Source organism: Arenibacter arenosicollis (assembly GCF_014397245.1).
Lineage (GTDB): Bacteria > Bacteroidota > Bacteroidia > Flavobacteriales > Flavobacteriaceae > Arenibacter > Arenibacter arenosicollis.
Genome location: NZ_JACLHY010000004.1, coordinates 130886 through 153981, shown reverse-complemented (window position 1 = coordinate 153981; position 23096 = coordinate 130886). Strand labels below are relative to the sequence as shown.

The window sequence follows — 23096 nt, the reverse complement described above, 5'->3', positions numbered from 1 at the left end:
ATGGCAGAGGTAATAAATATGCCGAGACTTAGCGATACCATGGAAGAAGGGACTGTTGCTAAGTGGCTGAAACAAGTAGGGGACAAGATAGAAGAAGGTGATATATTGGCGGAAATTGAAACCGATAAGGCTACCATGGAGTTCGAATCTTTTAATGAAGGAACTTTATTATATATTGGAATTAAGGAGGGTGATACAGCACCGGTAGATTCTCTTTTAGCCATAATTGGTGAAAAGGGTGAGGATATTTCTGGTTTGCTGAACAATTCATCTTCAGAGGACAAAGAGGAAAAACAAGAAGAAGCTGCGCCCGAGAAAGTTGAAAAGGAAGCTCCGAAGGCCAATAGTGGAACAGCTAAAATCCCTGAGGGGGTAGAAATAGTGAAGATGCCTCGTCTTAGTGATACTATGGAAGAGGGTACAGTGGCTACCTGGTTGAAGAAAGTTGGAGACGAAGTTGAGGAAGGGGACATTCTGGCCGAAATCGAGACCGATAAAGCTACAATGGAGTTTGAATCTTTTTATTCAGGTATCTTATTATATGTTGGAATTAATGAAGGGGAATCTGCACCTGTAGATTCTGTACTAGCCGTAATAGGGCCAAAGGGTACAGATGTTGATGCTGTATTGAGTGCCGGATCAGATTCTACTGCTGCTGCTGAAACGGAGAGTGCTCCAGAAGAGACTAAAAAGTCTGAAAGCCCTTCTACCAACGGTCAGGAATCTACTGCTATTTCTGCTAGTGATGGTCAAAGAATTTTTGCATCACCATTGGCAAAGAAAATTGCACAGGATAAAGGAATTGATTTAGGGGATGTTAAAGGCAGTGGTGACCAAGGTAGGATTATAAAGAAAGATGTTGAGGAATATCAGCCAAAACAAAAATCTGCTGAAAAGACGGCTCCTGTTCAGGATAAGGCTGCATCTACGCAAGCTGCTGTTGCGGCGGCGCCTATTAATTTACCTGTAGGGCAAGAGGGTACCGAAGAGGTGAAGAATTCGCAAATGCGCAAGGTTATTGCCAAGCGTTTGGGAGAATCCAAGTTTTCCGCACCACATTATTATTTGACCATTGAGGTGGATATGGATTATGCCATGACTTCAAGAGAACAAATAAATAGCTTGCCAGAGACCAAGGTTTCTTTTAACGATATGGTGGTAAAGGCTTGTGCTATGGCGTTAAAAAAGCATCCGCAAGTAAATACCTCATGGAACAATGAGACTACTAGATATAATCATCACATACATATAGGAGTGGCGGTTGCCGTTGAAGAAGGTCTTTTGGTGCCAGTACTGAAATTCGCAGATCAAATGACACTAACTCAAATTGGTGCTACGGTTAAGGATTTGGCAGGTAAGGCAAGGAATAAGAAAATTAGTCCAGCCGAAATGGAAGGTAGCACTTTTACCGTTTCCAATTTGGGGATGTTCGGAATTTCTGAATTCACCTCCATCATTAACCAACCTAATTCTGCAATACTATCTGTAGGGGCAATTGTCCAAAAACCAGTTGTTAAAAATGGGCAGATTGTAGTTGGAAATACAATGAAAGTTACATTGGCTTGCGATCATAGAACAGTGGATGGAGCCACAGGGGCCCAGTTCTTGCAAACACTAAGAGCCTACTTGGAGAATCCGGTTACGATGTTGGCTTAGGCTCAGGGCATTTATTTTGATTTGGATTTTATGTCAAATAATTTCCAAGTACTGAAATAAACTAAATAACAGGAAGACACGGTCTTTAAATAATTATAGAAAAAGCATCCTGATTTTCAGGATGCTTTTAACTTTAAATCTATATCAATTCTTATTGGTCATTTGGGATTCTCTCAACCATTTATGGTGCTTCCCCGTTCATTTAGGAATAATGATGAATTTTTTCAACGATTAAAAATGATTATATGAAAAATTTAATTTGTCTTGCAATCCTTGCTGTTGTTGTTGGTTGCGGTGGTGTTAAAATAGATGAGACCGTTAGGCTAACGAATGGGGCCAACAGTTCTGGTAGAATCGCCGGTGATGTTGCCATTAAAAAAGCTAGAAAGAATGATGTATCCAATTTTTCTACAAATGAAAGAGTTGGTGGGCTAATAACTTATTTGGCCTCTGATGAATTAAAAGGAAGGGAAGCCGGTAGTGAAGGAATAGATATGGCTGCCAAGTATATAGAAGGAATTTTCAGGAATAATGGAGTTAAACCCTATTTTGAAAGTTATAGGGATACATTGACTAATTTTGAAAAGCCAGCTTATAATGTGGTGGGTTATCTTGAAGGCACGGACAAAAATTTAAAAAATGAATTTGTTATAATTGGTGCACACTATGACCATATCGGTACCGCTGACCCTGTTTCCGGTGATCATATTGCCAATGGTGCCAATGATAATGCTTCGGGTACGACTGCGGTCTTGGAGTTTGCCCGCTATTTTGGTAGGTTTGGAAAGAACAAGCGCAGTATAATTTTCGCCCTGTTCAGTGCCGAGGAAAAGGGGCTTTTGGGATCTAAGCACTTGGCTAAAAAGCTCAAGGAAAAAAATTTAAACCTGTATGCCATGCTTAATTTCGAAATGGTAGGAGTTCCTTTGGTTGGGAAAGATTATTTTATGTATGTAACAGGGTATGAGGAATCTAATTTGGCAGATATATGCAACGGCTATGCCAAAGAGAAATTGGTTGGATTTCTACCGACGGCAAAAGAATTCAATTTATTTCAACGATCGGATAATTATCCGTTCCATACGGAGTTCGGGGTTCCTTCCCAAACCTTTTGTACCTTCGATTTTACCAATTTCGACCACTACCATAAGGTAGGAGATGAGGTTTCCATAATGGATTTTGATCATACGGCCTTGTTGGTAAATAAAACTATTCCAGTTTTAAAAGATATTATTAATGCCCCGAACAGGGAGATAGAATACAAATAATGGCAAATATTGTAATTACGGGAAGTAGTAGGGGGATTGGTTTTCAATTGGCACAGTTATTTGCCAATGACGGACATAAGGTATTGGCCCTTTCAAGAAATAATGCGCCTATAGCGGCATTGGGACATGCGAATATCTCTAGCTTTTCGTTTGATTTGGCCAATATGGCTGATTATGACCAGTTGGATGATTTCCTGAAAAATAACTGGAATCAGGTAGATGTCCTCATAAACAATGCAGGTAAATTATTGAACAAGCCTTTTTTGGAAACCTCCATGGAAGAATTTGAGGAGGTGTATAAGGTCAATGTTTTTGGAGTGGCAAGTATTACTAAAAGAATAATCCCCTTAATGCCCAAAACCGGGCATGTTATTGCCATAAGCTCTATGGGCGGGGTACAGGGCAGTGTTAAATTCCCTGGATTATCGGCCTACAGTTCCAGTAAAGGAGCCGTAATTACCATGACAGAATTATGGGCTGAAGAGTTTAAGGAATCAGGACCGTCCTTTAATGTGTTGGCCTTAGGGGCGGTACAAACAGAAATGTTGGAGGAAGCTTTTCCAGGATATCAGGCGCCAACCACCGCTTTGGAAATGGCAAACTATATCAAGGATTTTGCACTTACGGGAAATAAACTTTACAATGGCAAATTGTTGCAGGTGTCCAATTCCACACCTTAATCAACATTAAACATGAAAGAATACAAGTGTATTATATTTGATTGTGATGGGGTGCTGGTAGATAGCGAGGCGCTCGGTAATCAGGTGTTTGTGGATATGGCCAACGAACATGGAGCTGGGATAGATATATCTTATGCTATGAAGCATTTCAAGGGAGGATTTTTAAATGATAGTATAAGACAGGTAGAGGCTATTATCCAAAAATCATTGCCATTGGATTTTGAAAGTGAATACCGTCAGAGGTCCTACGAAATCTTTTCAACCCATCTTAAATCGGTCGATGGTATTGAGAAGGTCCTGGAAAAATTGACTGTTCCTTTTTGTGTCGCTTCAAGTGGACCTCAGGAAAAAATTAAAAGGAATTTGGGCACTGCCGGTCTATTGTCTTTTTTTAATGGTAATATCTTCAGTTGTTATGATATTGGAAAATGGAAGCCCGACCCGGCCATCTATTTACATGCTTCAATAACAATGGGTTTTTTGCCAAATGAATGCCTTGTAATAGAAGATTCCTACAAGGGAGCACAGGCAGCCACCTCTGGTGGGTTTGATGTTTATGGGTATGCACTCCACAATGAAGACCCTAATTTTGAAAAGGAAGTGACCAGAACTTTTGAAAAAATGGACGATTTAATTTCCTTATTGAAATTGTAGTATACTGCCTTTTATTTTTTCAGCTGAGTTTTCAACGGTTTGTTCCCAGAAATTAGACTGGCAATTATTTTTGTTTGTGGGAACTGCTCCAAAATTATCTTGATGAATACAGTAATGGGGATTGCCATAATCAATCCAGGTACTCCCCAAATATATCCCCAAAGCATTAACATTACCAACACGGTAATAATATTTATGGAAAATGATTTGCCCATAAATACAGGCTCCAATATTGAGCCGAACAAAACCTGCACCCCGGTAATGGAAATCACAAAGAATAAGAGTGTGCTTGATGGTTCCAGCTCTACAAAAGCAAATATTGCTAGAAGTACTACCGAAATAATGGAACCGACCATTTGAACAAAATTTATGGCAAAAGCGAATAATCCCCAGAAAATAGGAAAGCTCACGTCAAAAAATACGCAGGCCAGTCCAATTCCTATTCCCGTAAAAAGGCTTACCAAGAATTTTACCTTAATAAAGGTTATAAGATCCTTCTCAACCTTAACAAACGTTTTTACCGAGGTATGCTTTTGTTTAAGAATGGTGTTGTTCATTAATTTCTGCACGTTTATGGATTCAGCTAGCCAAAGCACCACAAAAAACACCGTCATTAAGATCATGGTGAGTGTATTGCCAATAAAATCCAGGGTCGTCCCAAAGTTTTTCATCATACTTTCTTTGGGAATAAAATTGTTAATGATGTTTTCCTCATTGGAATAGGGTATTCCAAGATAATCTTCCATGCCGATTAGTAAGGCTTCCAATTTGGTCTCCGCTTTTTCAAAGAAGGCGTTGTCGGTAGATAGTACTTCCTTGCTGGTAAGTTGAATTAGTTCTCCGCCAATTTTTAACGCTCCAATGAATATCAGTAAAACAATAAAAATGCTGATAGGCTTGGATACATTTTTTTTATTGAGCCATCGCATTATGGGTAGGAACAATAATGCAATGAACATAGAAAAAATGAGGGGAATAAAGATAAACGAAAGAAGTTTTAGCAAATAAAACACTAAGGGCACTACAATAATAAGGAGTAGCTTATTGGTGGTTCTTAAATCGTTCATATATAGAATAATAATTATTTTTTGCAATGATTGTTGGGAATGCAAATTTAGTTGAAAGAAGTTGTCTTTGGTAGTTAATAAAAATGTAAATATTGCCAATAAACCTATTTTTCATCAAAGGTTAACTTAATTGTGGATAAAATACTTGTGTTAATTCAATTAAGATCTTTAAATTTCTAATTTTGTTGCTATGCAGGACACTTTGGAAAAGTATCTTCCTGAAAGGGCCGTAGCTTTAAGTATGGAACTTATAAAGGAAAACGGCGTACACCTAAAGATTGTAAATCAGAGGGTTACTAGGCATGGGGATTATAGAAGGATGCCCAACGGGTCTCATCAGATTACCGTAAACGCCACCCTAAATAGGTATCGATTTTTAATCACATTGGTCCATGAAATAGCACATTTGGTTGCTTTTGAGAAATATGGCAGAAAAATTAAACCACATGGACTGGAGTGGAAAAGGACGTTTCAGTATTTAATGCTGCCTTTTTTGAGGCCGGAGGTCTTCCCCAATAATCTTTTGCCAATGTTGGCCAAGCATTTTAGAAACCCAAAAGCGAGCAGTGATACGGACGCCGGGTTATCTTTGGCCTTAAAACAATTCGATATCCAGGATAAGGAAAAATCCTATATTTTTGAATTGCCTCACGGGAGCGTTTTCAGAATATATAATGGGAAACTATTTCAAAAGAAAAATAAGAGGGTAAAGCGGTACGAATGTATTGAAGTAGCTACCGGTAGGGTGTATCTTTTTCAGCCCAATGCCGAGGTAGAATTAATAAAGGATTAGAGTAGAAGATTATGAATAAGAATTATTACGCTGTTTTAATGGCAGGTGGAGTGGGTTCCAGATTTTGGCCAATAAGCACAACTGCCTATCCCAAGCAGTTCCATGATATGTTGGGGACAGGAGATACCTTGATCCAAAAGACTTTTAAAAGGCTAGCCAAGTTTGTTCCGGTAGAAAACATTTTGATATTGACCAATGAAAGATATAACGAATTGGTTATGGAGCAATTGCCGGATATACGGCAAGAACAAGTGGTGCTGGAGCCGGCTATGCGCAATACTGCCCCCTGCATTCTATACGCTGCCTTAAAAATTCAGAAAATGAATCCTGAGGGTGTAATGATTGTGGCTCCCAGTGATCATTGGATAGAGGATGAGGAAGCATTTGCCAAGGATGTTATTGCCTGTTTTGATAAGTGTGGAGAGGAGAATGTTCTTTGTACCCTGGGCATAAAGCCAACTTTTCCCAATACTGGTTTTGGGTATATAGAATTTGACAAGGCAAATGACTCTCCTTTAAAGAATGTTCGTCAATTTAGGGAAAAGCCGGATTACGAAACCGCCAAGGATTTTATAAAACAAGGAAATTTTTTGTGGAATGCCGGTATTTTTATGTGGAGTGTGAAGACCATAGTGAATGCTTTTAAAAAATTTCAACCTGAACAATATGCTTTATTTCAGAGTGGAATGGAATATTATAACACAAACGAGGAAATGGCCTTTATTAAGGAAAATTACCCCAAGGCGGATAATGTTTCCATCGACTATGCCATTTTGGAACCCTCCAAAAATATTTTTGTCCTACCGGCAACTTTCGATTGGAACGATCTGGGCACCTGGGGTTCCCTGTACGATAAATTGGACAAGGACGATAATAACAATGCTTTGGTGAACTGCCAAGTTTTGGCCGAGGATGCCCAAGGGAATATGATCCGATCCCCAAAGGGAAAAATAGTGGTCATTGATGGCCTAAAAGACTATATTGTGGTGGATAAAGAGGAGGTTTTACTAATATATCCCAAATCTAAGGAACAGGACATAAAAAAAATGTTAACCAAGGTGAAGGATAAATTTGGTGCTCATTTAGCATAGTTATGGAGGAGAATTTAAATAAGGATAAGAATCAGGTGGCCGAAGGTAGCCGTGAGGATATTAAGAAGGATTTTAAAGGGCTATTGGGAAGCACGAAAAAATTCCTCAGTGATTTGCTTGATATTCGCCAAAACACCGATCAAGAGGCTACTAAAGAATCTATTATTGCTGATATTCCTTTTAAAGGGCATACATCGTGGATTTTAATTTGTTCCATTTTTATAGCCTCCGTAGGTCTTAATGCCAATTCCACAGCAGTGGTCATAGGAGCTATGTTAATTTCGCCCTTAATGGGTCCTATATTAGGTATGGGGCTATCCTTGGCAATCAATGACATAGATACCCTAAGACGGTCTCTAAAGAATTTTGCGGTAATGGTAGGGTTAAGTGTTATTACCGCTTTTTTATTCTTTTATTTATTCCCGTTGAGGGATGAGTCATCTGAGCTTCTAGCCCGAACGGAACCGGATATCAGGGATGTTCTCATTGCATTTTTTGGAGGGCTGGCATTGGTTATTGCCCGAGCAAAAAAAGGTACCATCGCCAGTGTTATTTATGGTGTGGCCATTGCAACAGCTTTGATGCCGCCTTTATGTACAGTTGGTTTTGGATTGGCCATCGGTAATTTCGGTTATGCTACAGGTGCCATGTATCTCTTTACCATAAATACCATTTTTATTGGGTTGGCTACTTTTTTGGTGATAAAATTATTGCGTTTTCCAATGGTGCGCTATGCCAATTCACAGCGAAGAAGGTTCATAGCAAGAATGGCCTCCATTGTTGCAATTTTGGTAATGATTCCTGCTGGATTTACATTTTATGATGTGTTTCAAGAGTCTTTGTTTAAAAAGGAAGCCAATCAATTTGTAGCCAACAATATTGCACCCTATAAATTACCAGGGGAGGGCAGGTATTTGGAAAATTTAACGGACATCCAATACAATCACGGAAATGACGGCTATATAGAATTGGTGTTTATGGGGAACGAAACGATCCCGGATAATGTCATCGCCACTTGGAATGCCCAAAAAAACACTTTCAATAAACTTAAAAATGTGGAATTGAAGATTGTACAGGGATCCAAAAATTTGGAATTGGATCAAATGAAGTACGTCAACGAATTATACGAATCCAAAAAAGCCGAACTTCTTAGTAAGGAACAACAAATTCAGGTCTTAAAGGAGGAGGTTGGCAAAATGAGCAAGATTGTTGAACAGCAGATTCCTTTTCAGGAAATAAGTGCGGAGGCCAAGACCAATTACGAAAATTTAATCAGTATGGGATTTTCTTATACCATTACCACAGATTTTAATAAGGTGGATACCATTCCTGTTTTTAATGTGCAATGGAAAAAAGGAATACCGGCTAAGCAAATAAAAACTGATGCCCAAAAATTAACGGATTGGTTGCGGTTAAGGTTAAAGAATTCAAAGATTCAAGTAAGGGAGGATCAAATTTAATTTCGCTCTTCAATATACATCTGACGAACCTTTTTGAATAATTCCGATGAATAAACGAAGTCGGTTACAGCCTCGTTTTCGGTCTTAAAAATCTCTTTGTTGCTACCTTCCCATTCCTTAAGGCCATTTTTAAGGAATATTATTTTCTCGCCAATTTCCATAACAGAATTCATGTCATGGGTGTTGATCACTGTTGTAATATCGTATTCTTGAGTAATTTCATGAATAAGATTGTCGATTAGAATAGCAGTTTTGGGATCTAGTCCCGAATTGGGTTCATCGCAGAATAAATATTTTGGATTCATTACGATAGCCCTTGCAATGGCAACCCTCTTTTGCATTCCCCCAGATATTTCTGATGGAAATTTATGGTGGGCATCAACTAGGTTCACCCTCTTGAGAACAAAATCTACCCGATCCTGCATTTCAGATTTGGATTGTTTGGTAAACATGCCTAGAGGGAACATAACATTGCCTTCCACCGTCATGGAATCGAACAGGGCACTCCCCTGAAAAACCATCCCCATTTCCTGTCTTAAATTTCTTTGTTCACTAGGGGATAGTTTGGCATAAATTTTTCCATCGTAACTAATAGTGCCTTCGTCAGGCGTGAAAAGACCTAAAAGGCATTTCAGAAAAACTGTTTTTCCCGATCCACTTTGCCCTATGATCAAATTGGTCTTGCCTTTTTCAAAGACGGAACTGATACCCTTTAAAATATGTGCATCCCCAAACGATTTATGTATATTGTCTACTTCTATCATTAGCCCAAAAGTAATTGCGTTAAAATGTAATTTACAATAATAATTACAACACTCGTCCAAACAAAGGAGGTAGTGCTGGCCTTACCAACTTCCAAGGCCCCGCCTTTCATATAATATCCGTGAAATGACGGTATTGTAGCAATAAGTAAGGCAAACACTATCGATTTTACAAAGGAATAGGTTACATGAAAGGGAATAAAGTCTAACTGTAGCCCTTCCACGAAGTCGGCACTTGAACTAAAGCCTCCAAATACACCTGCGGTCCATCCTCCAAATATCCCGACATACATGGCTATTGCAATTACAAATGGATAAAACAACATGGCTATTATTTTTGGAAAAACCAGATAGTTCAAAGAATTAACTCCCATGATCTCTAAAGCGTCAATTTGTTCCGTAACTCTCATGGTACCTATACTGGATGTTATATAAGACCCTACTTTTCCGGCCATAATAATAGAGGTGAACGTAGGTGCAAATTCAAGTATTACAGATTGTCTAGTGGCAAATCCAATCAGATTTCGGGGTATCAGCGGGTTGGTAATGTTCAATGCCGTTTGTATGGCGACCACTCCCCCGATAAAGAAAGAAATGAAAATAATTATGCCCATGGAGCCATAGACCAATTCATCAATTTCTTTTAAAATTAGAGTTCTCATTACGGACCATTTGGTAGGTTTTTTAAAAACCTCAATGATCATTATAAAATAGCTGCCGATAGATGCAAGGTAATTCATTCAATATGTGATATTACTTAGGAGTGTAAAAATAACAATATTAAGAATCATTTAACTTCCAATTAAAATTTAAAGGTTTTATTTCTATATTTTTGTTTCTTAAAAAATTAAAAAAAATGCAAAATAAGAGTCTGCTTCTATTGTTTTTAGTGGTTTTAATGGGATTTAATTCTGAGACAGTTAATGCCCAGAGAAAATCCAAAAAAAATAAGGTTGAGGCCTTAAAAAACACTGGGGATATTTCCAATCCAAGTATTGCTTCTTCACCAAAATTAGTGGTCGGAATTGTAGTAGATCAGATGCGTTACGATTATTTGACTCGTTTTTGGGATCAATATGGCGATGGAGGATTCAAGCGTTTGGTAAATGATGGATTTAATTGTAAAAACAATCATTTTAATTATGCGCCAACAGTGACCGGTGCCGGACATGCTTCGGTTTATACGGGTACTACCCCTTCTGTACATGGTATAATCGCCAATGATTGGTACGATAAATACTCGGATGAAAGTGTTTATTGTGCTGCTGACGATAATTATAAATCTGTTGGAACTACTTCCAATGCCGGTAAAATGTCACCACATAGAATGCAAACAACGACCATAACAGATCAGGTAAGGTTACATACCCAAATGAGGGGAAAGGTGATAGCAGTTGCGATAAAAGATAGGGGTGCGGTTTTACCTGGTGGCCATTCTGCGAATGCTGCCTATTGGTTTGATGGTGGGGATGCCGGTAACTGGATTACAAGTTCCTATTATATGAACGAGTTGCCGAAATGGGTGAGTGAATTTAATTCGCAAAAAAGTGTAAATCAATATAAAAAGCCTTGGACTACTTTGAAAGATATCAATACCTATAAGGAAAGTGGTGCTGATAATAATAATTACGAGGGTCTTTTTACAGGCCATTCCACTCCAACGTTTCCATATGATTTGGTGGGATTATGGGATAATAATGGTAAATATAGCCTTCTGAAAAGCACTCCTTACGGTAATAGTTTAACAACTGATTTTGCCTTGGAAGCGGTAGATAAGGAATCGCTTGGTGCAGATAGTGATACCGACTTCTTGGCTATTAGTTTTTCCAGTACGGATTATGTGGGGCATAAATGGGGGGTAAATTCAAAAGAGGTTGAGGATACTTATTTGCGTTTGGATCAAGATTTAAAACGTCTTTTAGACACCCTGGATAAAAAAGTGGGAGCAGGGGAGTATACCGTTTTTCTAACTGCAGATCATGCAGCCATTAACGTTCCGGCTTATCTAAGGGATCAAAAACTTCCCGGGGCAGCCTTGGTGTCCGATGATTTTAATAAGAGACTCTCAGAATATTTGAAGTATACCTTTGGAACAACGGATATTCTCAAGAATACATCCAATAATCAATTGTTTCTAGATTATAAGGTTATTAAAGGTTTGGATATGGAGATGAATGAGGTTGAGGAATCTATAGCGCGGGAAATAATACAGTATGATGGCATATATAAGGTGTTTACCGCTAATCAGATGTGGCAAAATCAATACAGCCGTGGAATTCCCTACATTGTTCAAAATGGATACAATCAAAAACGTTCCGGGGAAGTATTGATGGTCTTCGACCCAGGTAGTGGGAGATACGGAAATACCGGCTCAACACATGGTTCACCTTGGAATTATGATACTCATGCGCCCTTATTGTTTTACGGGAAAGGGATTAAAAAGGGAACTACTGTAAGTAGAACCGAAATTCCTGATATCGCTCCAACGATTGCAGCATTGTTGGGAATGAATGCTCCTTCAGGAACTACGGGAGAGCCCATTAAGGAAGTAATCAAGTAATAGTATACTTTTTTATAAAAGTAAAAAGCCAAACTTTTCGATTAGTTGAAAAGTTTGGCTTTTATTTTTTTCCATCGAAGCTCACGAATAAACTTGCCCTCCAATGGGCTAACCAAAAAATCCGCTTTTTCATTCCTAGCTAAAAAGTAGCCTTGAAGATTATCCCAAAATGCCTTTGGTTTTTTTTGTTTTATAGCCATTTTTAGGGAAGCGATCAGGGTAATGCGGAAACCATATCGCATAGTGTACATTGCCTTTCCTTGTAGCAATTTGGCTTTTTTGTTATATGCATTGCCAAGAGGTCGCAAATGTTTGGCGTGCAGTGAAGTATCGGTATAAATATTGTAACCGTTATATTGGGCCAATAACTCATCTACAGTGTCCCATCCCATGGCGGTTTTAAGTCCTCCAATAGTATTAAAGCAACTTTTTCTATAGGCTTTAAATGCACCGCGGACATGACTTTTATCCATGGGGTGATTTAATTTCCATTCTCCATTTTTATCCTGCTCAAAGATAAATCCACCTGCGATACCAATTTTTGGGTCGCTAGAAAATATCTGGGCTATTCTTTCAAAATAGCTGTCTGGAAGAATGATGTCGGCATCCAATTTCACCAAAAAATCGTAGTCCTCATCCAGTAGTTCCAGCCCCTTGTTAAAAGCATTGATAACCTTACTGCCAGGCATATGGGCAGTGGAGGATTTGGTGTTGACCTTCGTTACAAAACTATATTCTGAAGTAAAGCGATCTATTATGTGCTCGGTATTGTCTGTTGAATTATCGTTGACTACTACAACTTTTTTCGGAGACACGGTTTGTTTTACCACAGAATGCAGTGTGTCATGTAGGAATTGGTCTTCGTTATGTGCAGGGATAATGATGTAGTAATTCACCTGTAAAATTATATTTGATTTCTAGTTGACCGAGCTTTTGGAAGTCAGTTTGGTTAAGTATTCAAACTTTTTATTTGATATTCCAACTTCTCGAGTATTACCTATATCTTATCAGGCCCATTTCCTTCATTGGAATCTGTTTGGGGACTGATTTTTCTTTCGGCATAAACAATGTAATATCTTGGGATAAAACTCCTTAAAAGAGGCCTAAGGCCTATTTTTTTTACAGGATTGGTCCATTTTGCCCGATCCTTTATTTCCCATCCTGCTTTTTCAAGTAACCAGTCGAATTGCCAGTCTTCAAATTCATGGTAGTGCCTGTCCCAAGGGTCTGTCTTACTTCTATATGCTGGTGAAAACCATAATTTTAAAGGGATGCTGGCTACCAATTTCTCTGATTTTATTTCCCTAAGAATGTTTAATGGGGCCAATAAATGTTCAAAGATTTCGAAGGCAGTGGTAACTTTTGTATTCGTGGTTTGGGCAGTAGTAAAATCAAGGTCCAAATCTTCACCTTTTGTATTTTCAACGGTGTATCCATTTTCTTTCATAATCTTAGAAAAGGGATTTTCGACTCCAAGATCTAAAATGGTTTCGTCCGTAGATATATGTTTTTGAAGGAAAGCAAGGGTATGTTTAAAACGTTTGTTCGGGAATGTTCTTTCGTACATCAGTTGTAATCTGGTTTGTTGTTTTAAATGCTCGTTTTATGGTTTGAGAATTAATATCTCTAAAACCAGAAACAAAGATATTTGAAAAAGCGTTTAGTGATATATAGATTAAACCCTATAGACTATGGCGTTTATGTTCATGCCTGCACCAACACTGGCAAATATAACAACATCTCCCTTTTTTATCGATTGATTTTCCATTTTTCCATTTTTTACCATATCGAAGAGGGTGGGTATGGTAGCTACAGAACTATTTCCTAATTTTTCAATACTCATTGGCATAATACCATCGGGCATTTCCATATCGTAAAGTTTGTAAAAACGTTTTACGATGGCTTCATCCATTTTTTCATTGGCTTGATGGATGAATATTTTTTTTAGATCGGTGATGGGAACGCCACTTTTATCCAAACTGTCCTTCATGGCTTGGGGCACATGGGTCACAGCGAATTCATATATTTTTCGACCATACATTTTTATGTAACGCTTATCTTCCTTGGTCGCTTTGGAATATGATTCACCAAAGAATAGAAAGAAAGCTTCTTCATTGGCATAGGTTGCGCTGTTGTGTGACAATATTTGTCCTGCATCATCTTTGGCTTCCAAAATAGTTGCACCAGCACCATCGGAATAGATCATGGAGTCCCGATCATGTTTATCCACAACCCTTGATAAGGTTTCTGCCCCAATGACAAGGCATTTTTTTGCTATGCCACTTTTAATAAATGCATTTGCTTGGATCAACCCTTCGATCCAGCCCGGACAGCCAAATAGGAGGTCATATGCAACGCACTTGGGATTTTGGATTTGCAATTGATGTTTAACCCTAGTAGCTAAACTGGGTAGGGTATCTCCCTGTGTTTTGCCTTCTGATACATCACCAAAATTATGGGCAAAAATTATATAGTCCAGTTCTTCTTTGTCAATTTTGGCATCGGCAATAGCCTTTTCAGCCGCAAAAAATGCCAATTGGGAAGTGTTTAAATTATTCTCAGCATAGCGCCTTTCGCTAATTCCTGTAATACCCTTGAATTTTTGAATTATTACTTCATTTTGATGCGTAAAGGGACTGCCATCTTCATTTAAAAAATCATGATTTTCAAAATCTGAATTCTTTGTTACAATGGATGGTAGGTAAGAACCAGTGCCAGTAATTCCAATGTTCATAATAATATGTGAATTTAATTGCATAAATATAAAACAATTGGTTTGCCTTGATATGTATGCATAATATTTGATATGATGTTCAAGATTATTCCTCTTTTGTATTTACTATATAAAAAGCCTTTCAAATTTAATTGAAAGGCTTTAAAAGGCTTGTTTTTGTTAGGATTTCTATGCTTCTGCGTAGGCTTCGATAGGCGCACAGGTACATATTAAATTACGGTCTCCATATGTGTCGTCCACTCTCCTTACGCTAGGCCAAAACTTGTTTTCCATAATATATGGCAATGGGAAGGCCGCCTGTTGTCTGCTGTAAGGGAAATCCCATTGATCGCTGGTTATCATTTCCAGCGTATGGGGGGAATTTTTAAGGGCATTGTTGCTATCCTCAATTGATGCAGCATCTATTTCCTCGCGAATAGATAACATTGCACTACAGAAACGATCTAATTCTGCCAAGCTTTCGCTCTCCGTAGGTTCAATCATTAGTGTTCCTGCAACTGGGAAAGAGACTGTAGGTGCATGAAAACCATAGTCCATTAATCTTTTTGCAATATCGGTAACTTCTATGCCGTTTTCTTTAAAAGGTCTACAGTCGATAATCATCTCATGAGCCGCCCTTCCTCTTTCCCCGGTATAGAGAACATCGAATTTACCACTAAGTTTGTTTTTAATGTAGTTGGCATTGAGGATTGCTGTCTTTGTAGACTGTGTTAATCCGTATTCACCCAACATTTTTATGTATCCGTAGGATATAAGACACACGAGTGAACTTCCCCACGGTGCTGCGGATATAGCTGAAATTGCTTTGTCTCCACCTGTTTTAATTACAGGGTTTCCAGGTAAAAATGGCACCAATTGTTTGGCTACACAAATAGGTCCAACTCCAGGTCCACCGCCGCCGTGTGGAATGGCGAATGTTTTATGCAGGTTTAAGTGGCATACATCGGCACCAATAGTGGCCGGGTTGGTCAACCCTACCTGTGCATTCATGTTTGCTCCATCCATATAGACTTGCCCACCGTTATCATGGATCAATTTTGTGATTTCCTTGATGGAAGATTCAAAAACTCCGTGGGTGGAAGGATATGTTACCATTAAAGCAGATAGATTGTCCTTGTGTAAAGCAGCTTTTTCCCCTAAATCGTTTACGTCAATGTTGCCATTTTCATCCGTTTTGGTTACTACCACCTTCATTCCGGCCATAACGGCCGAGGCGGGATTGGTGCCATGGGCGGAGGCAGGAATAAGGCATATATTTCTATGGCCCTCCCCTCGGGATTCATGATAGGCCCTAATCACCATAAGTCCGGCGAATTCTCCTTGTGCACCGGAATTTGGTTGTAAGGAAGTTCCGGCAAATCCGGTGATGGTATTAAGGTCATTTTCCAATTCCTTCAGAATAATTTGATAGCCTTCGGCTTGTTCAATAGGTACAAAAGGATGAATATTTCCCCAACGGGCAAGGCTCAAGGGTAGCATTTCCGAAGCCGCGTTCAATTTCATGGTACAGGATCCCAGGGAAATCATAGAATGATTCAATGCCAAATCTTTTCTTTCCAATTTTTTTATGTAGCGCATTAATTCGGTTTCCGAATGATAGGAGTTGAACACGCTATTCTCTAAAAACTTAGTTGTACGGGTTAGTTTGCTTTCAATGGCCGAATGTGGTAATAGACCTTTTATAGTAATGGAGTCTTTTCCAGTGGCCTCAGCAAAAATATTTACAAGTTGTTGAAGATCTTTTAGGGATGTAGCTTCGTTTAAGGCAATAGCTATAGTGTCCGCGTCAACATAAAGGAGATTAACCTCGTACTTTTCGGCAACGGGCCTTACTTTGGAAGAATCCGCTTTTATGCTCACTGTGTCAAAATAAGAAGTATTGGTCTGGTATAGTCCCAACTTTTCAAGACTATCGACCAAGGTCGCAGCGGAGGAATGAACTTTAGTTGCTATGTACTTTAGTCCTTTAGGGCCGTGGTACACTGCATACATCCCTGCCATTACGGCCAAAAGCACCTGGGCGGTACATATATTGGATGTGGCCTTGTCCCGTTTTATGTGCTGCTCTCTTGTCTGCAACGCCATCCTTAAGGCAGTCTTGCCGTCAGTGTCCTTGGTGACTCCGATAATTCTTCCTGGGATACTTCTTTTGAACTCTTCCCTTGTTGCAAAAAAAGCAGCATGAGGTCCTCCGTAACCTAATGGGATTCCGAAACGTTGGGTGGTTCCGACTACCACGTCGGCACCAAATTCACCAGGAGGTGTCAATATCGCCAAACTCAATATATCTGCAGCTACCGCAACTTTAATATTTTTTTCGGCCGCTTTGGCTACGAATGCGGCATAATCATGTACTTGACCATATTTTCCAGGGTATTGAAGTAGCGCCCCAAAATAATCATCGCTATATTCAAAGTTCTGGTGATTGCCAACTATCAAATCTATTCCCAGTGGTGTTGACCTAGTTTGTAATAAGGATAATGTTTGAGGTAAAATTTCTTCTGAAACGAAAAATTTTAAAACGTTATTTTTCTTTTGATCTCTACTACGGACATCGAAGAGCATGGCCATTGCCTCAGCAGCTGCAGTACTCTCATCCAATAGGGATGCATTGGCCAATTCCATTCCAGTTAGCTCCGCAATTACGGTCTGAAAGTTCAATAAGGCTTCCAATCTACCTTGGGCAATCTCGGCCTGGTAAGGCGTGTAGGCCGTATACCATCCAGCATTTTCCAAAATATTTCTTTTTATCACTGAAGGAGTAATACTTTCATGATATCCTAAGCCGATATAGGATTTAAAAACTTTATTCTTCTCGGACAAGTTTTGAATATGGGACAAATATTCGTGCTCGTTCATGGGGGCATCCAATACCAAAGGCTTTACAAGACGTATATCGTCTGGAATGGTTTCCGAAATCAACTGGTCCATGGAGTTTACATTGATAGTTTTCAGCATTTGTGGAAGGTCTTCTTCTCTAATGCCGATATGGCGTAAGGCAAATACGTCTGTCCTCATAATTCAAGCTAATTTAATCTGAAATAAATGTGAGCAAAAATACTCATTATTTATGTTTATTTTGCAGCTTTGACCTTCAACTAGTTTAAAGTTTTTAACTAAAACAAGAGGTTATAAACACTTTGGTTATTTTTAATTTATGAACTGGCTTAAATACATATTTCATTTTTATTTGGATGCCAGTATACATGTAGCAATATCGGTTTTTGCATTTATTGAGATCACTTGCGTTTTTTTTGGATTGTCCAGGGACAACCATATCTCCTATTTGGCTTTCTTTGGAACAATAGCATGTTACAATTTTGTGAAATACGGGGTGGAGGCCAAAAAGTATTTGCTGGTAGCAAACAGGTACCATAAGAATATTCAGGTATTCAGTTTTATTGCAGGGATCTTTGCCATATATCATGCTTGTTTTGTGTCTTTTGATACTTGGGTTGGAATTGCCATATTGTCCATTTTAACTAGTCTGTATGCCATTCCTTTATTGCCGAACACAAAAAACCTCAGGAATTTAGGGGGACTTAAAATTTTTGTTGTGGCTTTGGTTTGGGCAGGTGCAACGGTTGTACTGCCGGTCATTGCTGCAAATAAGACCATGGGTTGGGATGTTGGTGTGGAGGGGGTGCAACGTTTTTTAATGGTCTTGATCCTGATGGTGCCCTTTGAAATAAGGGATTTGGAATATGATGATCCCGCACTTAAAACCTTGCCTCAAAGATATGGTTATGTAAACACAAAAATTTATGGATTTTTTGGTGTTCTGGTTTTCTTCTTTTTAACCTTTCTCAAAGATCAATTAACGTACGTGGAGGTCATAAGTAAAGGGATTATATTTTTAACGTTGGGAATATTTATGTTCATAACCAAAAGAAAGCAGTCTAAATATTTTTCCTCTTTTTGGGTAGAGGCCATACCAATTTTTTGGTGGGTTTGTATCTTGGTATTGGATACTTTTTTAGGCCTTTGATTTTAACTTCTTCTTCATCTTTTCTTTTTCTTCAATTGGAAGTGTCCTAAGATTGGCCTCAGAACAGAGGGCGGTAAGTTTTGTGTTCTTTTTAGAAAAAGTTTTACAGGTTTTGCAAAACAACACGTGAAGTCTGATCTTGATTTTCTCCACAAAAGTGGCTTCCCTATACTGCACTTTCGTGCAAATTATTTCAACATCCTTACAGGTCTTCATATTTTAAACCAATTGTTATTTAGGCAGTCCATAAGAACAGTTCTTGCTCTATGGATTATAACCCAAAGGTTAGACGGATTAATTTCTAGCTCCTTACATACCTCTTCCGTACTGAGTCCGTTTATGGTTTTAAGTGTAAAGGCCAATGCGTGTTTTTTTGGAAGTTTGCTAATACAGTCCTGAATGGCCATGCCTAACTCTTCATTTTCTATTTGGCTATTTTCCAAAATACTCATTGGGTCCGCTACTTGTTCCTCCAAAAAGTTACTATCGGCCTCACTATTCTGGTTCTGCGTGATGCGGATCATAGATTTCGCTTTTTTGGAGTTAATTTTGCGATAATGATCAATCACTTTTCTTTTTAAAATAGAGATGAGCCAAGTGCGTTCAGCAGCCTCTCCTTTAAAATTTTTGGCAGATTTTAAACCAGCAAAAAAAGTCTCCTGTACCAAGTCTTTGGCTATTTCTGCATCGTTGACTCGGCTAACCGCATAGTTAAATAGGTAATCGGAATAACTATCGACCCATGTGTCCGGATTTAATTCTTGTTTTGTCATACCTGTTTGTCGTTTCAAAAATAAGTGATTTTTCTCAAGTAGAATTCTTATTTTTGAATAAGTAAATAAGATATGAGAGCAATATTTCTTTTTTTGGTGGTAATAGTACTTCAAACTGGTTGTTCACAGGAAAATGTGAGCAAAATGCCTATAACCGAGTTTAATCAGGAATTACTGGATAATGCCATTTTGGTGGATGTACGGACTCCTGAAGAATTTGGGGAAGGGCATTTGGAGAATGCCAAAAATATAAATTGGTACGATCAAAATTTTGCGGAAAACTTTAGCACAGTGGATAAGGACAAGACAATATATGTGTACTGTAAGATGGGTGGACGAAGTGCCAAGGCTCAAGAAAAGCTAAAATCCTTGGGTTTTAACCATGTGGTGAATTTGGAAGGCGGCTATGATGCGGTTAAGAATAAAAAGTAAGGAAAGGTTCTAAGCTTTACTCCTAGTTACATTGACTACCGTGCTTTTTTATATGTCGGATGTTGATGTTGCTATTGCGCAATTATTTATGGTAAGATATAAGTCAAAAATTGGTTGGATTCTTGTTTCGGTAATGGTCCTTATGCTTGTTAGTCCTATTTACTTAATGATGGAGTATCCAGTTGGAGTTGGTCCAATAATTTTATTATTGACCTTTCTTTTTATCATCTATATTTTTTTGTTTACGTATTATGAGGTTGATGATAGCGTGTTGAGAGTTAAAAGTGGATTTCTGATCAACCGTTCCATACAAATAAATACCATTACAAAAATTGAGGCTACCAATAATCCCATAAGTGCACCTGCCACTTCTTTGGATAGGTTGGAGATATTTTACAATACCTATGAAAGTATCATAATCTCTCCTAAAGAGAAACGGGGATTTATTGCTCATTTAAAACAGTTAAATCCCGATATAAAGGATAAAACCGGTCTGTAAATAGCGTTTCCTTTTTAAAGAAGTAAACTTAACCCGGGGCAATATGGAATTTTTTATATTAATAGAACCCTAGGTTTGTTTTTTTAATTGGAAGTCTCAGACAACAAGCCTGCCCGTTTCAACAAGGCCTCGATCTTGGGTTCACTTCCCCTAAAACGTTTGTACAATTCCATTGGTTTTTCAGTTCCGCCTTGAGATAGTACATTGTCCTTGAATTTAGTAGCTACTTCCTTATTGAAAATTCCTTTTTCCTTAAAGTAGGCAAAGGCATCGGCATCCAATACTTCGGCCCATTTGTAACTGTAGTAGCCAGATGAATATCCTCCCTGAAATATATGGGAAAATGAAGTACTCATACATGTTTCTGGGCTTTCTGGATATAAATCAGTTTCCTTAAAAGCAAGTTGTTCCTGAGCCTTAACGTTGGCAATCCCGGATGGATCGGTTCCGTGCCAAGACATGTCCAATAAACCAAAACTTATCTGTCTAAGCGTGGCCATTCCTTCTTGGAAGGTTGCCGAGTCTTTTATTTTTTGTACTAAATCCATCGGTATTACCTCGCCAGATTCGTAATGGGTAGCAAATAATTCCAGGGCTTCTTTTTCAAAGCACCAGTTTTCCATTATCTGACTTGGCAATTCCACAAAATCCCAATATACCGAAGTACCTGAGAGTCCTGGATAGACCGTATTAGCCAACATGCCATGCAATCCGTGTCCAAACTCATGAAATAAAGTGGTTACTTCATTGAATGTGAGTAAGGAGGGTTTGCTCGCGGTAGGTTTGGTGAAATTGCAGACATTGGAAATATGCGGACGCACATTAATTCCGTTTTGTACGTATTGGGCTTTGTAAGAAGTCATCCAAGCTCCTCCGCGTTTTCCCGGTCTTGGGTGGAAATCGGCATAAAATAGGGATACTAGATTTTTGTCTTGATCGTAAATGCGATAAGTTTTTACATCTGGGTGGTATTTGTCTATATCAAAAACTTCTTCAAATTGAAGGCCGAATAATTTTTCAGCTACCTTAAACACCCCGGCGATGACATTTTCCAGTTTAAAATAGGGTTTTAACTTTTCGTCGTCCAGGTCGAACAGTTTTTGCTTTAATTTTTCGGAATAGTAGGCACCGTCCCATTTCTGTAAGCGGTCTATGTTATCCATTTTTTTGGCAAATTCTTCCAACTCGGCATATTCCCTTTCTGCCGCAGGTTTAGCTTTTTCCAACAATTCGTTAAGAAATTGGTGGACCTTCTCAGGAGTCTCCGCCATACGTTCCTCCAATACATAATGGGCGTGTGTTTTATAGCCCAATAAATTGGCTCGTTCGTGTCGTAGGTTGGTAATTTTGATTATATTTTTCTGATTGTCCAATTCATCATCATGAAAACCTTTGCTTCCAAAAGCAATGGACAGTTCTTTGCGCAATTTTCTGTTCTTGGCATATTTCATAAATGGAATATAGCTTGGGTAATCCAAGGTAATCAACCACCCTTCTTTGTCCTTTGATTTCGCCAATTGCGCAGCAGCTTCTTTTTCTCCTTCGGGTAGACCGTCCAAATCGGCCTCAGAGGTTAGGTGCATTTCGTATTTATTGGTCTCCGCCAAAACATTTTCCCCAAATTGAAGCTTTAGTTTGGATAGTTCGGCATCAATTTCACGTAGGCGTTTCTTTTTGTCATCTGGTAAATTGGCACCGTTTCTACTAAAACTTTTATATTTTTTGTCGAGTAGGGTTTGTTCCTCAGTAGTTAATTTTAAATTGTGCCTTTGGTCATATACTGCTTTTACCCTCTTAAATAAATCCTCGTTCAAGGTAATGTCATTGCTGAATTCGGATAATAGAGGAGATACTTCTTGGGCTATTTTCTGAATTTCTGGATTGGTCTCTGCAGAATTCAAATTAAAAAAAACGCTGGAAACCCTATCCAATTGCTGTCCTGCATAATCCAAGGCGGCAATGGTGTTCTCAAAAGTGGGGGTGTCGGTTGCATTTGCAATACCGTAAATTTCTGCCCTAGCCATATCTATGGCTTTTAAAAACGCCGGTTTAAAATGTTCATTTTTAAGCTTTGAGAAAGGTGCTGTATCGAATGGGCTTAATAAGGGATTCATAAAAGGGCAAGGCGTTTTTATATTTGGAATTCTAATTTTTCTGTATCTAACTTACTACTGACTAATTTTTTCTTTTTTTCATTTCCTCAGCTCCGTCGATTACTTTTTGTTTAAGACCTTCTTTATAAAAGATAATTTTGTCAAGAACACATTTGTCGGAGCTTCCTATAATCTGGGCGGCCAGAATTCCGGCATTTTTCGCGCCATTCAACGCTACTGTAGCCACAGGAACTCCGCCAGGCATTTGAAGAATTGATAGGATAGAGTCCCAACCATCAATGGAATTACTGCTTTTTACAGGTACACCTATTACAGGTAAAGGGGACATGGATGCCACCATTCCCGGTAAATGGGCCGCGCCACCTGCACCGGCTATGATTACTGAGTACCCATTTTTATGGGCATTCTTACTGAAATCGAATAATTTTTCCGGGGTGCGGTGTGCCGATACAATATCAACATCTACCTCAATATCAAAACCTTTTAATATATCAATGGCTTCTTGCATTACAGGGAGGTCGCTGGTACTTCCCATGACTATCGCTACTTTACTCATATCATTGAAA

Annotated in this window: 22 protein-coding genes; 11 read left to right on the top strand and 11 right to left on the bottom strand. The window is 38.7% G+C overall.

The features are described from left to right. The 4 genes from H4O18_RS06570 (at position 1) to H4O18_RS06555 (ending at position 4258) form a co-directional block, all read left to right on the top strand. Positions 1-1656 carry a pyruvate dehydrogenase complex dihydrolipoamide acetyltransferase gene (locus H4O18_RS06570; RefSeq protein WP_187582644.1) on the top strand — a complete coding sequence of 552 codons (1656 nt, stop codon included), beginning with the start codon at positions 1-3 and terminating at the stop codon, positions 1654-1656. A gap of 245 nt (positions 1657-1901) precedes the next feature. Next, the gene (locus H4O18_RS06565; protein WP_187582642.1) at positions 1902-2924 is read left to right on the top strand and encodes a M28 family metallopeptidase; all 1023 of its coding nucleotides are present in this window, start codon (positions 1902-1904) and stop codon (positions 2922-2924) included. Beyond that, positions 2924-3604 (top strand): SDR family NAD(P)-dependent oxidoreductase, encoded by a 681-nt coding sequence (locus H4O18_RS06560; protein WP_187582640.1) that lies wholly within the window; start codon positions 2924-2926, stop codon positions 3602-3604. The genes H4O18_RS06565 and H4O18_RS06560 overlap by 1 nt, the downstream gene beginning before the upstream one ends. A 12-nt stretch (positions 3605-3616) precedes the next feature. Beyond that, positions 3617-4258, top strand: a complete 642-nt coding sequence (locus H4O18_RS06555) for an HAD family hydrolase (RefSeq protein WP_187582638.1) — start codon at positions 3617-3619, stop codon at positions 4256-4258. A gap of 11 nt (positions 4259-4269) precedes the next feature. On the opposite strand, the gene H4O18_RS06550 is transcribed toward H4O18_RS06555, so the two are convergent. Then, entirely contained in the window at positions 4270-5325 is a 1056-nt protein-coding gene (locus H4O18_RS06550; RefSeq protein ID WP_187582636.1) for an AI-2E family transporter, read from the bottom strand. Positions 5326-5515: 190 nt separating this feature from the next. On the opposite strand from H4O18_RS06550, the gene H4O18_RS06545 reads away from it, so the two are divergent. Genes H4O18_RS06545 through H4O18_RS06535 form a run of 3 tightly spaced genes read left to right on the top strand, consistent with a single transcriptional unit; the run spans position 5516 to position 8669 of the window. Then, positions 5516-6118, top strand: a complete 603-nt coding sequence (locus tag H4O18_RS06545) for a SprT-like domain-containing protein (RefSeq protein ID WP_187582634.1) — start codon at positions 5516-5518, stop codon at positions 6116-6118. Positions 6119-6129: 11 nt separating this feature from the next. Further along, positions 6130-7209, top strand: coding sequence for a mannose-1-phosphate guanylyltransferase (locus H4O18_RS06540; RefSeq protein ID WP_187582632.1), 1080 nt, complete (start codon positions 6130-6132; stop codon positions 7207-7209). 2 nt (positions 7210-7211) lie between these two features. Then, positions 7212-8669 carry a DUF389 domain-containing protein gene (locus H4O18_RS06535; protein ID WP_187582630.1) on the top strand — a complete coding sequence of 486 codons (1458 nt, stop codon included), beginning with the start codon at positions 7212-7214 and terminating at the stop codon, positions 8667-8669. Here the strand turns inward: H4O18_RS06535 and H4O18_RS06530 are convergent. Continuing rightward, a complete protein-coding gene (locus H4O18_RS06530; RefSeq protein ID WP_187582628.1) occupies positions 8666-9433 on the bottom strand; it encodes an ABC transporter ATP-binding protein in 768 nt (255 codons plus the stop codon). The two genes, H4O18_RS06535 and H4O18_RS06530, sit on opposite strands and share 4 nt — an antisense overlap. Continuing rightward, entirely contained in the window at positions 9433-10170 is a 738-nt protein-coding gene (locus tag H4O18_RS06525; protein ID WP_187582626.1) for an MlaE family ABC transporter permease, read from the bottom strand. The genes H4O18_RS06530 and H4O18_RS06525 overlap by 1 nt, the downstream gene beginning before the upstream one ends. A gap of 116 nt (positions 10171-10286) precedes the next feature. Here H4O18_RS06525 and pafA point away from each other — a divergent pair, with 116 nt between their 5' ends. Further along, positions 10287-11990 carry an alkaline phosphatase PafA gene (pafA, locus tag H4O18_RS06520; RefSeq protein WP_187582624.1) on the top strand — a complete coding sequence of 568 codons (1704 nt, stop codon included), beginning with the start codon at positions 10287-10289 and terminating at the stop codon, positions 11988-11990. Positions 11991-12031: 41 nt separating this feature from the next. Here the strand turns inward: pafA and H4O18_RS06515 are convergent, their stop codons facing one another. The 4 genes from H4O18_RS06515 to gcvP form a co-directional block, all read right to left on the bottom strand. After that, positions 12032-12886, bottom strand: a complete 855-nt coding sequence (locus tag H4O18_RS06515) for a glycosyltransferase (RefSeq protein ID WP_187582622.1) — start codon at positions 12884-12886, stop codon at positions 12032-12034. Positions 12887-12987: 101 nt separating this feature from the next. Beyond that, entirely contained in the window at positions 12988-13557 is a 570-nt protein-coding gene (locus H4O18_RS06510) for a methyltransferase (RefSeq protein ID WP_187582620.1), read from the bottom strand. A gap of 108 nt (positions 13558-13665) precedes the next feature. Then, positions 13666-14724, bottom strand: coding sequence for a 3-oxoacyl-ACP synthase III family protein (locus H4O18_RS06505; RefSeq protein ID WP_187582618.1), 1059 nt, complete (start codon positions 14722-14724; stop codon positions 13666-13668). A 168-nt stretch (positions 14725-14892) separates the two neighbouring features. Then, positions 14893-17742, bottom strand: a complete 2850-nt coding sequence (gcvP, locus tag H4O18_RS06500) for an aminomethyl-transferring glycine dehydrogenase (RefSeq protein WP_187582617.1) — start codon at positions 17740-17742, stop codon at positions 14893-14895. 139 nt (positions 17743-17881) lie between these two features. Here gcvP and H4O18_RS06495 point away from each other — a divergent pair, with 139 nt between their 5' ends. Further along, positions 17882-18712 carry a UbiA prenyltransferase family protein gene (locus H4O18_RS06495; RefSeq protein WP_187582615.1) on the top strand — a complete coding sequence of 277 codons (831 nt, stop codon included), beginning with the start codon at positions 17882-17884 and terminating at the stop codon, positions 18710-18712. Here H4O18_RS06495 and H4O18_RS06490 read toward each other — a convergent pair. Further along, positions 18701-18928, bottom strand: coding sequence for a hypothetical protein (locus H4O18_RS06490; RefSeq protein WP_187582613.1), 228 nt, complete (start codon positions 18926-18928; stop codon positions 18701-18703). The two genes, H4O18_RS06495 and H4O18_RS06490, sit on opposite strands and share 12 nt — an antisense overlap. Then, on the bottom strand, positions 18925-19485 hold the full coding sequence (locus H4O18_RS06485; RefSeq protein ID WP_187582611.1) for a sigma-70 family RNA polymerase sigma factor: 561 nt from the start codon (positions 19483-19485) through the stop codon (positions 18925-18927). The genes H4O18_RS06490 and H4O18_RS06485 overlap by 4 nt, the downstream gene beginning before the upstream one ends. Before the next feature lie 72 nt (positions 19486-19557). Here H4O18_RS06485 and H4O18_RS06480 point away from each other — a divergent pair, with 72 nt between their 5' ends. Both H4O18_RS06480 and H4O18_RS06475 read left to right on the top strand, forming a co-directional pair. After that, the gene (locus H4O18_RS06480) at positions 19558-19917 is read left to right on the top strand and encodes a rhodanese-like domain-containing protein (RefSeq protein WP_187582609.1); all 360 of its coding nucleotides are present in this window, start codon (positions 19558-19560) and stop codon (positions 19915-19917) included. A 40-nt stretch (positions 19918-19957) separates the two neighbouring features. Then, positions 19958-20416: a PH domain-containing protein gene (locus tag H4O18_RS06475; protein WP_343065421.1), complete on the top strand. Its 459-nt coding sequence runs from the start codon at positions 19958-19960 to the stop codon at positions 20414-20416. Positions 20417-20499: 83 nt separating this feature from the next. On the opposite strand, the gene H4O18_RS06470 is transcribed toward H4O18_RS06475, so the two are convergent. Further along, positions 20500-22530 carry a M3 family metallopeptidase gene (locus tag H4O18_RS06470; protein WP_187582605.1) on the bottom strand — a complete coding sequence of 677 codons (2031 nt, stop codon included), beginning with the start codon at positions 22528-22530 and terminating at the stop codon, positions 20500-20502. Positions 22531-22591: 61 nt separating this feature from the next. Continuing rightward, the gene (gene purE / locus H4O18_RS06465) at positions 22592-23086 is read right to left on the bottom strand and encodes a 5-(carboxyamino)imidazole ribonucleotide mutase (RefSeq protein WP_187582603.1); all 495 of its coding nucleotides are present in this window, start codon (positions 23084-23086) and stop codon (positions 22592-22594) included. Between the last annotated feature and the right edge of the window lie 10 nt (positions 23087-23096).